13 protein-coding genes and 1 riboswitch are annotated in these 13948 nt (G+C 57.5%); of the genes, 2 read left to right on the top strand and 11 right to left on the bottom strand.

The window, feature by feature from the left end; genetic code table 11:
• The first annotated feature begins 146 nt into the window (after positions 1–146).
• Positions 147–1019 carry a MurR/RpiR family transcriptional regulator gene (locus tag ACEWZM_RS05325; protein WP_414005447.1) on the top strand — a complete coding sequence of 291 codons (873 nt, stop codon included), beginning with the start codon at positions 147–149 and terminating at the stop codon, positions 1017–1019.
• Between the two features lie 107 nt (positions 1020–1126).
• On the opposite strand, the gene ACEWZM_RS05320 is transcribed toward ACEWZM_RS05325, so the two are convergent.
• The 6 genes from ACEWZM_RS05320 to ACEWZM_RS05295 form a co-directional block, all read right to left on the bottom strand.
• Positions 1127–2581: a mechanosensitive ion channel family protein gene (locus tag ACEWZM_RS05320; RefSeq protein ID WP_414005446.1), complete on the bottom strand. Its 1455-nt coding sequence runs from the start codon at positions 2579–2581 to the stop codon at positions 1127–1129.
• A gap of 211 nt (positions 2582–2792) precedes the next feature.
• Complete coding sequence (locus ACEWZM_RS05315) at positions 2793–4073, bottom strand: amidohydrolase family protein (RefSeq protein ID WP_414007965.1); 1281 nt, start codon at positions 4071–4073, stop codon at positions 2793–2795.
• A complete protein-coding gene (locus ACEWZM_RS05310) occupies positions 4073–5017 on the bottom strand; it encodes an ABC transporter permease (RefSeq protein WP_414005445.1) in 945 nt (314 codons plus the stop codon). The genes ACEWZM_RS05315 and ACEWZM_RS05310 overlap by 1 nt, the downstream gene beginning before the upstream one ends.
• A gap of 1 nt (position 5018) precedes the next feature.
• Positions 5019–6071: an ABC transporter permease gene (locus ACEWZM_RS05305; protein WP_414005444.1), complete on the bottom strand. Its 1053-nt coding sequence runs from the start codon at positions 6069–6071 to the stop codon at positions 5019–5021.
• On the bottom strand, positions 6061–7629 hold the full coding sequence (locus ACEWZM_RS05300; protein WP_414005443.1) for an ABC transporter ATP-binding protein: 1569 nt from the start codon (positions 7627–7629) through the stop codon (positions 6061–6063). The genes ACEWZM_RS05305 and ACEWZM_RS05300 overlap by 11 nt, the downstream gene beginning before the upstream one ends.
• 13 nt (positions 7630–7642) lie before the next feature.
• On the bottom strand, positions 7643–8674 hold the full coding sequence (locus ACEWZM_RS05295; RefSeq protein WP_414005442.1) for a BMP family protein: 1032 nt from the start codon (positions 8672–8674) through the stop codon (positions 7643–7645).
• 326 nt (positions 8675–9000) lie between these two features.
• On the opposite strand from ACEWZM_RS05295, the gene ACEWZM_RS05290 reads away from it, so the two are divergent.
• On the top strand, positions 9001–9348 hold the full coding sequence (locus ACEWZM_RS05290; RefSeq protein WP_414005441.1) for a RidA family protein: 348 nt from the start codon (positions 9001–9003) through the stop codon (positions 9346–9348).
• 87 nt (positions 9349–9435) lie between these two features.
• Here ACEWZM_RS05290 and ACEWZM_RS05285 read toward each other — a convergent pair whose 3' ends face one another.
• The 5 genes from ACEWZM_RS05285 to ACEWZM_RS05265 form a co-directional block, all read right to left on the bottom strand.
• Complete coding sequence (locus tag ACEWZM_RS05285; RefSeq protein WP_414005440.1) at positions 9436–10515, bottom strand: FecCD family ABC transporter permease; 1080 nt, start codon at positions 10513–10515, stop codon at positions 9436–9438.
• A gap of 1 nt (position 10516) precedes the next feature.
• Entirely contained in the window at positions 10517–11497 is a 981-nt protein-coding gene (locus tag ACEWZM_RS05280) for an ABC transporter substrate-binding protein (protein WP_414007964.1), read from the bottom strand.
• 14 nt (positions 11498–11511) lie between these two features.
• Positions 11512–12297 (bottom strand): ABC transporter ATP-binding protein, encoded by a 786-nt coding sequence (locus ACEWZM_RS05275; protein WP_414005439.1) that lies wholly within the window; start codon positions 12295–12297, stop codon positions 11512–11514.
• Complete coding sequence (locus ACEWZM_RS05270) at positions 12294–12722, bottom strand: DUF1636 family protein (protein ID WP_414005438.1); 429 nt, start codon at positions 12720–12722, stop codon at positions 12294–12296. Before ACEWZM_RS05270 ends, ACEWZM_RS05275 begins: the two co-directional genes overlap by 4 nt.
• Positions 12723–12825: 103 nt before the next feature.
• Positions 12826–13039, bottom strand: a riboswitch (cobalamin riboswitch).
• Between the two features lie 81 nt (positions 13040–13120).
• Positions 13121–13948 carry a PaaX family transcriptional regulator C-terminal domain-containing protein gene (locus ACEWZM_RS05265; RefSeq protein WP_414007963.1) on the bottom strand — a complete coding sequence of 276 codons (828 nt, stop codon included), beginning with the start codon at positions 13946–13948 and terminating at the stop codon, positions 13121–13123.

The following is a 13948-nucleotide window of genomic DNA, read 5'->3' as shown; positions in this document are numbered from 1 at the left end:
GCACTCCCTGATTTTGGAAAAATGTTTTCACGTACGGCTTTTTGTGTCAATATCTTTTCAGGGAAGAATTCAACACCCGTGATGGGTATGGCTCTCTTTGCTGGGCTGTGCTTAAATTGCAGGCAAAGCAAAGGGATAGCCGAACTGTGACAAAACCGCCCGCCACCGTGCGAGAACTGATCCGGGAACAATATGCGTCTTTGACGCAGGCAGAACGTAAGTTTGCCAATGCTCTGTTGGCGAATTATCCGGCGGCTGGTCTAGCCTCCATCACCATTGTTGCGGCCAATGCCGAGGTCTCGACTCCGACCGTGGCGCGCATGGTGCAAAAGCTTGGATTTAAAGGCTATCCGCAGTTTCATCAGGTTCTTCTGAAGGAGCTGGAGGCGAAAGGATCCGGGCCAACGCAGCGCCGCGCCAACTGGGCGTCAGAGGCACCTGAGGGGCATTTGCTGAACAGATTTGCACAGGCGGTGACTGACAACCTGAGCCAGACATTTTCCAATGTGGATTCTGAGCAGTTTGACATCGCGGTGCGGCAACTTGCTGATACTGAGGGGCGGCTCTATGTCGTTGGTGGGCGTATCACGCGCGCTCTGGCAGATTATGCGTTCACTCACTTTCAGGCAATCCGGCAGCGGGTGACTCATATGACATCATCGTCCGCAACCTGGCCACACTATGTGTTGGATATGGTGGAAGGCGACACGCTGTTGATGTTCGATGTTCGCCGCTATGAAACCAACCTTCAACGCCTGGCTGAACTGGCGTCGGAACGGGGGGTAAAGGTGATCTTGATCACGGATCAATGGTCCAGTCCGATCGGATCCGTTGCGGCGCATACCTTCAACTGCTGGGTAGAGATTCCATCTGCTTGGGATTCCAACATCTCGACCATGATGCTGCTAGAGGCGATGATTTCCGCAGCGCAGGAAGAACGTTGGGATGAAACACGTGCGCGCTATGAAAAGCTGGATGCCATCTTTGATACCACGCGTTTGTTCCGTAAATTCACCTGAAGTCTACAGATAGACGACGCGAATTATGTTATATTTTGGTGGAGGATTCGGCCCTATTGCTAGACCCTGCCTGAGAAATTCGTATTGAGGCGCACAAGGTGGTGGCGTCACTCTGCTTGCTGTCCTTCGCTTAACAAATCGCCGCCGCCATCGGGGGCATTTCGCTCACGGGCTGCGGCTTCCTCATTGGCGTCCTCAACATGTGAGGGATCGGATGCCGCGGGCAGCGGTGTCTCTTCTAAGTCTTGCGTGAATAGCGGGTCGGGGGTGTCGTTCTTTATCTGATCCGATACCGGCAGAACGCTGGCCAGGGCATTGGCATCAACCCGCAGCCGGTAAATCGGCACCGGCAACCCGAACCCATTGCTTTCTAATGCGGTTTTTGCGGTTCGGATTGCTTCTCCACGGGCTTTGAGGAAGCTACTGCGGGTTTGATCGACCCATCCGGTAAACGTCAGGACAACGTTGGAATCGCCAACGTCCTTGACCCAGGCTCCAACCGATGGATCGCGCAAAACAAAGGGTAGGGATTGCAGAGCATTGACCGCCGTTGACAGAGCCGCAGCCAGATCGGCGTCGGCATCAACGCCCAATTCAAATTCGAAGCGTCTGTTGTCGTCACGGGTGTAATTTACGATACGTCCCTTGAAGACAGTCGCATTTGGGATGCGGATATGGTTCCCTTCTGGTGAGATCAGGATGGTTGCACGTGATGTAAGACGGGCGACAGTTCCCATGTCGCCCGCTATTTCCACAAAATCGTTGGGGCGAAAGGGCTGGCGGAGGCTGAGCAGGATGGAGGCTATGAAGTTTTCAACCGTGTCGCGCACCGCAAAACCAACAGCCAGACCAGCCACACCAGCGGCCCCGAGTACTGCGCCGAGCAGGGCCGTCGCATTCAGGATATCAAGTGCGACAACGAGGCCCAGAATGATGAACGCAATGCGTGCGACGGCGCTATAGACTTCGGCAATGAACGAATTGGGGGCCAGGCGCTGCCAGATACGAAGCCGGGTCGTGACGAGCCAGCCAAAGGCAGAGATCATCACGAAAACCATCACCGCAACAAAGAAGATTGGCGCATTGGCCACAATGTTACGGGTGCGTTCTTTCAGCCGTGAAAAGGCCGAGTCGAGCCGTTCATCAAGGCGCCCGTTGACCACGGTCTGATTTTCGATAGCGACCACTCCGTCGATCCGTTCAATCATCGTGGTCAGCTGGGCTTGCCGTGGATTGTCCAACACCTCGCCGGACAAAGTCACGACGCCACTGGACACAGAGACACCAACCTTGTCGAAGCCTTCAATTTCTCCAAGGAGATCGACGATACGACGGCGGATCTGAGTGTCTGGGGCTGCGTTGTTATCCAGCTGGATTGCGCTGTCGGTCTGGACTGGGTCGCTTGTCGCCTGAGCGGACAAGGGATGCGGCGATGTCAGAAGCAAGACCAGCATTAGTGCTGTCAGAAGCTGGAGGATCGTTCGCCTGGGAACGATGATACCGGTGATGCGGGGCGCTCTGATCGTTGTTGTTAGCGCGCGGCGGGCAAGGCAGTGGGGCATGGGGATCCTCGGTCAGTAGCGCGACTGGAATAGTGGGTAAACGGCAGATTTGGCTTGCGGGCCTTGGCTTTGGAACAATGGTTCTGCGTGTTGTGGACAAGGTCAACCACGGATGATCCTCTTTGCCGCGATAAATTGCGAGGTCACGTAATCGGTTTCTTCGGTAACTGCATCCTATATGGGCTGATACAAAGTGGTCAGCAGCATAGCCTTAGCCTGGCATCTGGTGACGGCGCCGAACCTGCGTTTGACGTCCTGGCAGCGATAGATCTGCATCGCCGCGCGGAGTGGTGCTGATGACCTTGCCCTTGGCCACGACGGCCAGGCGAGAGGCGCGCAGGCGGAGCGCTTCGGTTGGCGTAGCGGCGTCCAGCACCACCAGAGATGCCTGATCACCCTTCTTCAGGCCATACCCGTCTAGCCCCATGATGGCGGCGTTGCTTTCGGTTACCATGGTGAAGCAATGTGCCATCTCATCGGGGTGGGTCATCTGCGCGACATGCATCCCCATAAAGGCTACATCCAGCATGTCGCCTGTTCCAAGGCTATACCAAGGATCCAGCACACAATCCTGTCCCCAACCGACCAAGACGCCATGTTCTAGTAGCTCTTTTACACGCGTCAGCCCACGCCGCTTGGGAAAGCTGTCATGGCGACCCTGCAAAACGATGTTGATCAGCGGATTTGGAATGGCAGCAATCCCTGCCTCAGCTATCAGCGGCAGCAATTTGGAGACGTAGTAGTTGTCCATTGAATGCATCGAGGTCAGATGGCTGCCGGCCACACGCCCCTGCAGGCCATGGCGCAGAGTTTCTTGTGCCAGTCTTTCGATATGGCGAGACAGGGGATCGTCGGTCTCATCGCAGTGGATATCCACCCTCAGTCCGCGATCCGCAGCGATCTTGCAAAGATCCCGCAGCGAGTCTGCGCCATCCTGCATACTCCGTTCGAAATGTGGAATTCCCCCAACTACATCGACGCCCATATCCAATGCGCGCATAAGGTTTTCGCGGCCATTGTTCGCCCGATATAGGCCGTCCTGCGGAAAGGCGACTAGCTGTAGATCAATATAGTCCTTTACCGCGTCGCGCACTTCCAGCATCGCGGTTACGCCGTGTAGGTGATCGGGGGTTGTGTCTACATGGGTGCGGATCGCTAGGAGGCCCATGCTCGCGGCCCAGTCGCAATAAGTCAGCGCACGGTCGACCATATCCGTGACACAGGCTTCTTCGCGGAGTTCCCCCCAGAGGCTGATGCCCTCTAACAGCGTTCCGGATGCGTTGACCCGTGGCAGGCCGTAAGACAGCGTCGCATCCATGTGGAAATGCGGATCCACAAAAGGAGGCGAGACAAGATCGCCAGCGGCGTCGATGGTTTCTTTGGCCGTGGCGGTGATATTTGCATCAACCTCACTGATGTGTGCGCCAGTGATAGCAATATCTGCGACGCGTCCGTTGGGCAGGGTGCCCCCCTTGATCAACAGGTCGAACATCATCTCTCTCCCTTATTGAATGGTACCATCAGTGCGGCCGGTACCTCAGCACGGCGTGACATCACGATAAGCGCGAGTATCGACAGCACATAGGGCAGCATCAGGAACAGTTGGTAGGGCACGATGGTACCAATCCCGGTCTGCTGCAGGCGGATTTGCATCGCATCAAAGGCCGCAAACAGGATCGCGCCAAGTACAGCTTTGCCTGGGCGCCAGGCACCAAACACCACCAATGCAATGCAGATCCAGCCACGTCCGTTCACCATGTCGAAAAAGAAACTGTCAAACGCCGAAAGCGTGAGAAAAGCACCACCAACCGCCATGAACCCGCTGCCAACAACTACAGCCCCCATGCGGATGGCCGTAACCGATAGGCCTTGGGCTGCCACTGCGGATGGGTTCTCGCCTGCAGCGCGCACGGCTAACCCAAGTGGCGTGCGGTACAGCGTATATGCACAGAATGCTGCCAGAACAAAGGCAGCATACGTCAGCGGCGTCTGCGCGAAGAGCGCTGGGCCTACCAGCGGCAGATCTGACAGAAATGGGATTTCAAAGGTTTGAAATGACTGGATCTTGGGTGGGGAAGAAACCTCGGGCAGAACGACGCGGTAGGTGTAGAAGGTCAGCGATGTTGCAAGCAAAGTCAGCCCGATGCCCACCACATGCTGCGAGAGCCCAAACGGTACGCTAAGCGTCGCGTGCAGTAAGCCAAAGGCCATGCCCGTCATCATGGCGACAGCGACCCCGCCCCAGAGCGGCAGACCGGCCCAGACTGCGATCCAGCCTGAGAAAGCGCCGACGACCATGATCCCCTCGATCCCGAGGTTGAGCACACCGGCTCGCTCACAGATTAATTCGCCCAAAGTGGCAAAGATCAGCGGTGAAGCGATGCGGATAGCTGCGGCCCAAAAGCTGGCCGAGAGTAGGATATCCAGAATGTCCAATTCAGTCCCTCCGCAGCCGGAATTTGCTGAGCAGGATTGCCAGCACCATCAGCAACAGAGCTGAGGCGAGCATGATATCCGCAAGATAGCTGGGCACACCTGCGGCGCGGCTCATGCTATCCGCCCCAACAAAGATTGCAGCCACAAACAGGGCGGCAAAGACCACACCAATGGGGTGCAGAAGCGCGAGCATGGCGACAACGATGCCTGTGTAGCCAAAGCCTGGGCTCAGATCGAGCGTCAGTGCGCCCTTAAGGCCCGCGACCTCGGAATACCCAGCCAATCCGGCAAGGCCACCAGACAGAAGTGCGGTTTTCAGGATCACCTTGGTCACTGGAATGCCGGCAAAGCGGGCTGCCTCGGCATTTTGGCCAACCGCGCGCATTTCATAGCCGAGCGTTGTACGGGTGTTGATTAACCAGACCAAAAGCGCGGAAATCAGCGCCAGCGCAAAGCCCCAGTGCAATCGCAATCCGTCGAAGACGCGTGGCAGACGCGCCTCAGGGTCCAGTCGCGGCGACTTCGGCCAGCCCATTCCCATCGGATCCTTCAGCGGCCCCTCCAACAGGTAGGATACAAAAAGCAAGAAAATAAAGTTGAACAACAGCGTCGTGACCACTTCGTCAACGCCGAGCCGTGTTTTCAAGAGCGCAGGCACAAGCAACAGGCCGGCTCCTGCGATCACTGCAGCAGCGCCCAGGATAGGCAGCAATAGCGGGGCAGGCAGGTTAGGCAGCGAGCCGGTGCCCAGTACAACAGTGATCACTGCACCTGCATAAAGCTGCGCCTCTGCGCCAATGTTCCACAGCTTGGCACGAAAGGCGACTGCGATGGCCAATCCAGTGAATATCAGCGGCGTCGCTCGGTTCAGGGTCTCAAGCAACGCGAATTTTGACCCAAACGCCCCGGTCAGGATCAAACCAAAGATCGAGAGTGGTTCACCACCGGCAATCTGTGCCAGAAGCGCTGCCAGTGCAAATGTGGTGAGCAGCGCGAGCGCAGGCGGTAAAAGTCGCCGCTGCCAGCTTGGTGCCGCAATCGGTTCAAGCCGCATGACCATCCTCCGTTTGTGGACTATCAAAGCCATGGCCGGCCATCCACGTCCCCAGCTCTTCCGGTTGCTTGGTGCCGCGTGCAAATCCGGGGCTAAGGCGACCTTCGCTGATGACATGAATCACATCGGAGAGTTGCATGATTTCGTCCAGATCTTCTGAGATAAGCAGCACGGCCGCCCCTCGTGAGCAGGCCTTGGCCAGCTGTTCGTGAACATAGGTGACCGCGCCGATATCCAGTCCGCGTACCGGCTGATTAGCCAGAATGATCTGTGGCGATTGTTCCAGAACACGGCCAAGGATCAGTTTTTGCATATTGCCGCCGGAGAGCAGACGAATGCGCGTGTCTGGACCGGGGCACCGCACGTCATAGCCTGCAATCACTGCTTTGGCAAAGCTGCGCGCCGCACGCCAATCCAGCCAACCCCGCTTGCTGAAGCGTGTCGCGTAGGTTTCAAGGATAGCGTTTTCGGTCAGATCAAAATCCGCAATCGTGCCTGTCTTATGCCTGTCTTCCGGGATGCGCGCGATACCTGCGTTGATGGCCCGGCGGGGGGACCAGCGGACTGGTCTGGCTCCGTTCAAAGTCATAGTACCGGAATGGGGTGTCGTCAGGCCGGAGATGAGGTCCGACAGGGCAGCTTGCCCGTTTCCCGAAACCCCGGCCAGCCCGGTGATTTGCCCGGCGGCAAGATCAAGCGAGACGCGTTGCAGGCCGGGAGCAGATCCCATGCTAGGGGTGCTGACGTCCTCCAGCTGAAGCAGGGTCGCGCCGGGGGGATTGGTGGTGAATTTTGCCGGGACCACCTCCGCGCCAACCATCAGTGCAGCCAGTTCGTCGCGATTGGTATTTGACGTCCGTCGTTCGGCCACCAGTTGACCATGGCGCAGAACGAGAACGCGGTCGGAAATGGCCATTACTTCGTGGAGCTTGTGCGAGATGAAGATAACCGACAGGCCTCGGCTGATCGCTTCGCGTAGCGTTGCAAACAGCGCGTCGGATTCCTGTGGCGTCAAAACGGCCGTAGGTTCATCCAAAATCAGAATACGTGCGTCCCGATAGAGCGCCTTCAGGATCTCTACCCGTTGACGTTCGCCCACAGTGAGCCGGGCAACCTTGGCGTTTGGATCGACTTTCAGTCGAAATTGCTCAGCGAGTGCCCGAATACGTGCCTTAGCGGACGCAGCTCGAAGGCGGGGGCCAAACAACGGCTCTACGCCTAGGGTGATGTTTTCCCAAACTGTCAGGTTGTCTGTGAGTGTGAAATGCTGATGCACCATACCAACCCCGCCATCAAGCGCAGCGCGTGGCGCACCGGGAGGCAGGGTAGCTCCAAACAGCTCCACCGCGCCTGCGTCGGCGGTATATTGGCCGAACAGGATGTTCATTAACGTGGTCTTGCCAGCGCCGTTTTCGCCAAGCAGTGCTATAACTTCACCGGGCAACAGGTCAAAGCTCACGTTGTCGTTTGCAGTGACGCTGCCAAAGCGTTTGGTTATGTTTTTAAGACGCAGCACCGGAGTGGTGCCCGGTGTCTGCGCTATCTGATCCGATGCCATGTGAGCCCCCCGATCAGGAGGATGTAGGCTCGGTGTCGTTGATCTCTACCACGTAAGAGCCGTCTTTGATGGCTGCCGCGCGGCTGCTAATCAGGTCCACTGCTTTCTGAGGGATCTTACCCTCGAAAGTGCCGTATGGAGCGAGCGATGCGCCGCCCTCCTTCATAAAGGAATAGACGCCATAATCTGCTGCGGTGAAGCTGCTCTCGCGGACTTTGGCAATGGCGGCATCCAGCGTTGGTTCAAAGTGCCAGATTGCCGAAGCCGCCACAGTTTCCGGGTAGTCCGCTTGTGTGTCGATCACATTGCCAATTGCTAAAATGCCCTTTTCCTTGGCGGCGTCGGAGACGCCAAAGCGTTCCGCATAGAGCATATCCGCGCCATTCTCGATCATGGCAAAGGCGGTTTCCTTGGCCTTTGGCGGATCAAACCAGCTGCCAATGAAAGACACCTGAAACTGGATGTCCGGGTTCATCTCACGCGCGCCTGCCATGAACGCATGCATCAACCGGTTCACCTCTGGGATGGGGAACCCACCGACCATACCGATATTGCCGTTTTCAGACATAGCGCCGGCCACGATGCCAGAGAGATATGAGGCATCCTGAATATAATTATCAAATACCGCCAGATTGGGCAGGGCAGGGTCTTCCTTGAACGACGACCCCATCAGGAAGGCAACATCTGGGTAATCAGCGGCCACTTCGCGGGCCTCCGCCTCGACCCCGAATATCTCGCCAATGATCAGCTTATGCCCTTGTTCGGCATATTCACGCATCACACGGGGATAATCCGTATTCGAGGTGTTCTCAGAGAAAGTATAGGTGATGTCACCTCGATCTTTCGCTGCGATGGCCGCGATGTGGATCCGGCTGACCCATTGCTGCTCTACGGGGACGGTGTAGATGCCCGCAACCTTGATAGGTTCGGCTGCAATCGCTTGATGTGGCAACGCTGCGCCAAGTGAAACAGTCAGAGCCCCAGCCGCACAGCTGAGCAGAAAATTGCGGCGCGACAAATGCGCTCCGGTCTTGATCGGTGTCATGTCATTTTCCCCTTGTCGATAGCCCTGCACTGTCGCGGGCTCTGGAACGTCGCTGGTTGAGCCAGCGTGTCTTCGACGGTAGGGAGCTTGTCGTGACCCCGGCAATACCCGTCAGATGTTCCGCAAGATGAACTATAGGGGGGTGCTTTTCTTTTAGGCAAGGACGAATTCAGTTATTTAAGTTTGTGCGGTATTTGAACGAGTTGTTTCGTGCGGAGTAGCTCTACCTTGGCGCAAGTCATAGGGTCCATTGCCTTGTTTGGAACGGGTCGATAACCATGTGACGGACCCGCCTTGCTGGCTGGTAGATATCAAACGAGGATCATATGACACAGATTGAACGCAGCCATACCGGCCCCCGCATGAGCCAGATCGTCAAACATGGTGACACCATATATCTGGCCGGGCAGGTTGGCACCGCTGGGGCCAGTGTCGCCCAACAGACGCAGGACTGTCTCGACAATATCGATCGGCTGCTGGCCGAAGCAGGCAGCGACAAATCCCGCATCCTGCAATGTACCATCTGGCTGTCCGATATGGCAGACTTCGCCTCAATGAATGAGGTTTGGGACGCCTGGGTGCCTGAGGGTCATGCCCCTGCGCGTGCCTGCGGCGAAGCAAAACTGGCGCGTCCAGAGTTGCTGGTTGAGATGATTGTCGTCGCTGCTGCTTAAGGTCTATAGCTGCGAAAGGCCCCTCGCAGGATCATGGGGCCTTTCTTCTACTCTGTCTGATGTCTGATGTCTGATGTCTGACGTGGCTCAGCGACGGCGGAGCAACCAGATGAAGAACACACCGCCGACCAGCCCGGTAACAAGCCCGATCGGCATGTCTTCAGGTGCCATCAGGGTGCGGGCTGCGATATCGGCGGAGACCAGAAATAATCCGCCAAACAGGGCTGAGACCGGGAGGACACGGCGATGATCTCCACCGACGATCAACCGCGCCACATGTGGTACAATCAACCCGACAAAACCGATCATGCCGGAAAATGCCACCATTACGCCTGTGATCAACGCTCCTGCGCAGAAGGTCATCAGGCGAAACCGTGCTACAGGAATACCAAGCGTCGTTGCTGTTTCATCACCAACAGTCATGGCATTTAGATCGCCGGAGCGTGACCAAAGCCAGCCCCCGCAAAGCACCAAGACAACCATCGGATAGGCAAGGTGGTTCCACTGTGCCAGCCCAAGCCCGCCCAGCATCCAGAACACGACGGTATGGGTGGCGCGTGGGTCGCCTAGAAAGATCAATACATTGGCGCCAGCCATGATCACAAAGGAGACGGCCACACCGACCAGTACCAACCGGTCAGCTGTTGTCGCCTCAGCAAAGCGGGAGACGGCCAGCACCAGCGCGGTTGCCCCAAGAGCCCCCATGAAAGCTAGCAGGGGTACAGTAAGGAGGCCCAGAAATAGCCCAGTGTGGAGAAGTGCCAGAATGGCACCAAAAGCTCCGCCTGCAGAGATTCCGAGAAGATGCGGGTCTGCAAGCGGATTGCGGGTCACAGCCTGAAGGCTGGCACCAACCATGGCAAGGCCGGCACCAACCATCATTGCCAAGAGCGCACGCGGGAACCGGATGTCCCAGACGATGGCCGCCTGGCCCTTGCTCCACTCAGCGGCAAATATGCTATCGGCGCCTGTGGTCAGCTTGCTGGCAATGATACCCCAGACAGAGGTCAGGGGGATACCAACGGCTCCGACGGAGACCGCAATTGATAGGGTCAGGGCCGTTAGAACGGCCCCGCCCAAGATCCAGGCCAGCCGCCCGCGCAGGCGTCGCCGGGCGCGCGCATTTAGACGCGGCTCAGATACGGAATGGGCGTGGGCGGTCGACATATCAGTTGTTTACAGCGTTGGCGCGTGCTGCGTCAAAGCCCGTGGCCAATGTCTTGATCGCGCGGATGTTGCGCGGGCCTGGAGTTGCTTCGACATATTCCAGCGTGACAAACCGGTCGTTCTTCACAGCGTCGATTTCTGCAAAGGCCGGATTGTTCCGCATGAAGGCCCGCTTTTCCTCGGCGGTGACCGACCCGTAGTTTACGATTACGATAACTTCGGGGTTGCGCTCGACAACCGCTTCCCAAGTGGCCGTGGCCCAGCTTTTCTCCATATCGTCCATGACGTTGCTTCCGCCTGCCGCCTCAATCAAGGCGGTGGGCATGGCGTATTTGCCTGCGGTAAATGGTGTGTCCTCACCGCTGTCATAGACAAACACACGCAAGGGATCACCGGTTTCGGAGCGGGTATCGGCAAATGTTGCCAATTCACCTTTGTAACCGGCCACCAGCTCCTCAGCCTTATCTTCAACTGCAAAGATCCGGCCCAGGTTCAGCAGGTCGTTGTACATGTCATCCATGCTGACCTTGGATTTCTCGCCAATGTGGATGCAGCTCTCGGTCAGCTCGTAGACCTTGATGTCAAACGGCGCGAGTGTCTCAGGTGTGACAGGGCCGCCTACTTTCATGCCATAGTTCCAACCGGCGAAGAAGAAATCAGCGTCAGCGCCAATCAGTACTTCCTTGGAGGGGTACTTTGCGGACAGCTCTGGCAGTTCAGCGACGCCATCGCGCATCTCCGGATCTAGAGTTTTCCAACCGGAAATACCGGTGTAGCCAACCATGCGATCCGCCAGACCCAACGCCAGCATCATCTCGGTCAGGTTGACATCATTGGAAACGGCGCGCTGCGGCGGCGCGTCAAAGCTAACGCTGCGATTGCAGCTTTCTACGGATGTCTCGGCCTGAGCCATCGGAGCCAAAGACGCAGCTAGAACGGTGGCGGTAAGCAGCTGATTCACAGTAGAAAAGCGGGTAATCATAGTCATTGGGGTCCTTATGAAAGGGGGAGGTGAAAGGTAAGATGATCCTGCCCGGAAGGAGCAAGAGTCTCGCGTCTTGCTGCGACGTTGAAGACCTCACTAACGATGTCTTCGCTCAATACGTCACAGGGCGCGCCAAAGGCGAGTTGACGACCACTGGACATCAACAGGATATCGTCGCAGGCATCGGCCGCGATATTGAGGTCGTGCAGGCTGGTGACAATCGTAGTGTCCAGATCCCGGATCAGATCCAGCACATCCAACTGATGACGAATATCCAGATGGTTGGTTGGCTCATCCAGCACCAATAGTGCAGGTTCTTGGGCCAATGCGCGGGCAACCATGACACGCTGGCGCTCGCCACCTGAAAGGGTGCCAAACGCGCGATCTGCCATCCTTCGAAGCTCCAGCCGGTTCAGCATTTGCTCGATGATCGCACCATCACGGGCACCCGGCGTGGCGAATCCGGAACGGTACGGAGCACGCCCCAATGCCACGATCTCTGCTACAGTGAGCGCGAAGTCGGTGGGTTGTTCCTGCAATACAGCCGCGACACGCCGTGCAGCGGCTTTCGGAGGCAAGGCCCAGATATCACTATCGCCGACTACCACCTTGCCACTGCGCGGCTGGTTGAAGCGGTAGATGACACGCAGCAGGCTCGATTTGCCCGCGCCGTTTGGCCCAACGATACCTAATACCCGGCCTGCATCCAGATGGAAACTGGTAGGATGAAGGATCAACGGGGCCATTCGGCTTGGCCCCCAGCTAACCTCTGTAACGGTGAGTGCAGCGGCGGTCATTCGGCTGGCTCTGCCACAGGCACAAATGCGGTGTCTGCTGCATCTTGCGACGGTGCGGCAGGAAAGAAGGCGGGAATGCGCGACAGCGTGTTGCGACGCAGCTTGCCAGGACGATCAACCGAGCTGCACCAGCCATCTGCCAACACATGGTAAAGATCGGCAAAGGACAAAATGTCGGACAGATCTTCTTTGCGATTAAGGTCGCCAAATACATAGCTGGCCTTACCGTATGCCTGAAAACCAACGGTGCAGGGATTGCCGCAACCCGCCATGCAAGCGACGCCAGCGACCTCGATCTCTGGGCCGTCGCGTTGGGCTAGGGCCGCGCGCAGATCCGCAATAAACGCCGGGCCGGGTCGGCTGCCGGGCTCCGTGCCTTTGCAGGATGTGCACACCAGAATGCGGTGCCGAGTTGTCCCGTCCATAGCGCCCTCCGCGCATCGTGACGAGGCAAAATAGGGGAAGGGAACAGCCACGCCGTAGCGTCATGCTGATTCATCCTGCCCGCCGGAACACCCCGCCCGGTCAATAGGTTTCCAGTGGATGGCAGGTCTCCTGACTTGCGGGTTGTTGCGGGCCTCGGCCTTCCCGACGCAAAGGTCAGTGGACTATCGAGGTCGCTCTCCGCTCACAGTTGCGGGGGCAGTCGCGGATTTGGCGCCTTATGGCTACACCACACCACGTTCCCTTTTCATCCCTCCGCTTTTTTCGCGCATCGGGAACCATCTAGAGAGTTGCGTAGATTTCCCGTTGGCGTTTGTAAAGAAAAAAACCGCCTGACAGTTGTTCCCAGCAGAAAATCGCAACCCGACTACGCCTATTCCTAGGGAAGGGGCGGGGCCAGCAATTCTCCAGCCTGATTGAGATGTGGGCGGGGGAGGTTATGCAATAGCGCAGCGACGCGGTGACGACAGCTCTCTCCAACCCAGTCGTCAGGATGAAAACGGCTTGGCAAATCTGGGTGGCGTAGAACGACGCGCCGCCATCGATGCACGATCATCGTGCGTAGGGTCGCGATCTGTGCCCAATCAACGGCGTTGGCCTCTGCAAGCAGGGCGTTTGGCAGTTTCAGGCCAGCCAAGGTGCTGTCGAGCCGGGCACACGTCAGTTTCAGATCCTCAGGAAACAAGTGCTCGCACAGCCAATTTGGCACGGACAGATCCGGGTCCTTTACTACCAGAAGATCGTGGTGGTCGCGGGGCAATGATCCGTGGCCCAAAATGGTCGAGCGATTGACCCCCACGTAGTTTGGCTGTTGCGCCAAGGCGTCCAGCGCGCTGGTCTGACCATCTCCGGCGATCAGTATATGCCAATCAACCAGTGGTACAGTTGAAGCCGCATAGATGCGCGGAGTGACTGCAGCGGATTGGCTGCGGCCCATCTGAGTCAGGAAGTGGACTGATGCGCGGCCCGACCGGGTGCTATCGATCCAACCATCCTTGCGCAGGCGGTGCAGTGCAACGCGGATCGCTTCGGGCTTGATGCCCATCGGGGTGATGATCCGGGTTAGGGTGCTGCCATTGATCTGGTCTCCGTCACGCTGCGCCAAATCTCCAAAAAGGGAGACAATAATCGACCAGACCCGCTGGTTTTGCGGGTCAGCGAGGGCGGTTACGGCGGTACTGAACCAGGATGGCTGCTTGTCGGTCAT

This window comes from Phaeobacter cretensis (genome assembly GCF_047372505.1).
Taxonomy (GTDB): Bacteria; Pseudomonadota; Alphaproteobacteria; order Rhodobacterales; family Rhodobacteraceae; genus Phaeobacter; species Phaeobacter cretensis.
Note: the sequence above shows the minus strand (reverse complement) of the source record. Positions and strands in the feature narration are given on the sequence as shown.

Coding starts and splice junctions, on each gene's coding strand:
- ACEWZM_RS05320 (WP_414005446.1), bottom strand. CDS start 2,581: ATGCCCCACTGCCTTGCCCGCCGCGCGCTAACAACAACGATCAGAGCG.
- ACEWZM_RS05315 (WP_414007965.1), bottom strand. CDS start 4,073: ATGTTCGACCTGTTGATCAAGGGGGGCACCCTGCCCAACGGACGCGTC.
- ACEWZM_RS05305 (WP_414005444.1), bottom strand. CDS start 6,071: ATGCGGCTTGAACCGATTGCGGCACCAAGCTGGCAGCGGCGACTTTTA.
- ACEWZM_RS05300 (WP_414005443.1), bottom strand. CDS start 7,629: ATGGCATCGGATCAGATAGCGCAGACACCGGGCACCACTCCGGTGCTG.
- ACEWZM_RS05295 (WP_414005442.1), bottom strand. CDS start 8,674: ATGACACCGATCAAGACCGGAGCGCATTTGTCGCGCCGCAATTTTCTG.
- ACEWZM_RS05290 (WP_414005441.1), top strand. CDS start 9,001: ATGACACAGATTGAACGCAGCCATACCGGCCCCCGCATGAGCCAGATC.
- ACEWZM_RS05285 (WP_414005440.1), bottom strand. CDS start 10,515: ATGTCGACCGCCCACGCCCATTCCGTATCTGAGCCGCGTCTAAATGCG.
- ACEWZM_RS05280 (WP_414007964.1), bottom strand. CDS start 11,497: ATGATTACCCGCTTTTCTACTGTGAATCAGCTGCTTACCGCCACCGTT.
- ACEWZM_RS05275 (WP_414005439.1), bottom strand. CDS start 12,297: ATGACCGCCGCTGCACTCACCGTTACAGAGGTTAGCTGGGGGCCAAGC.
- ACEWZM_RS05270 (WP_414005438.1), bottom strand. CDS start 12,722: ATGGACGGGACAACTCGGCACCGCATTCTGGTGTGCACATCCTGCAAA.
- ACEWZM_RS05265 (WP_414007963.1), bottom strand. CDS start 13,948: ATGACCGACAAGCAGCCATCCTGGTTCAGTACCGCCGTAACCGCCCTC.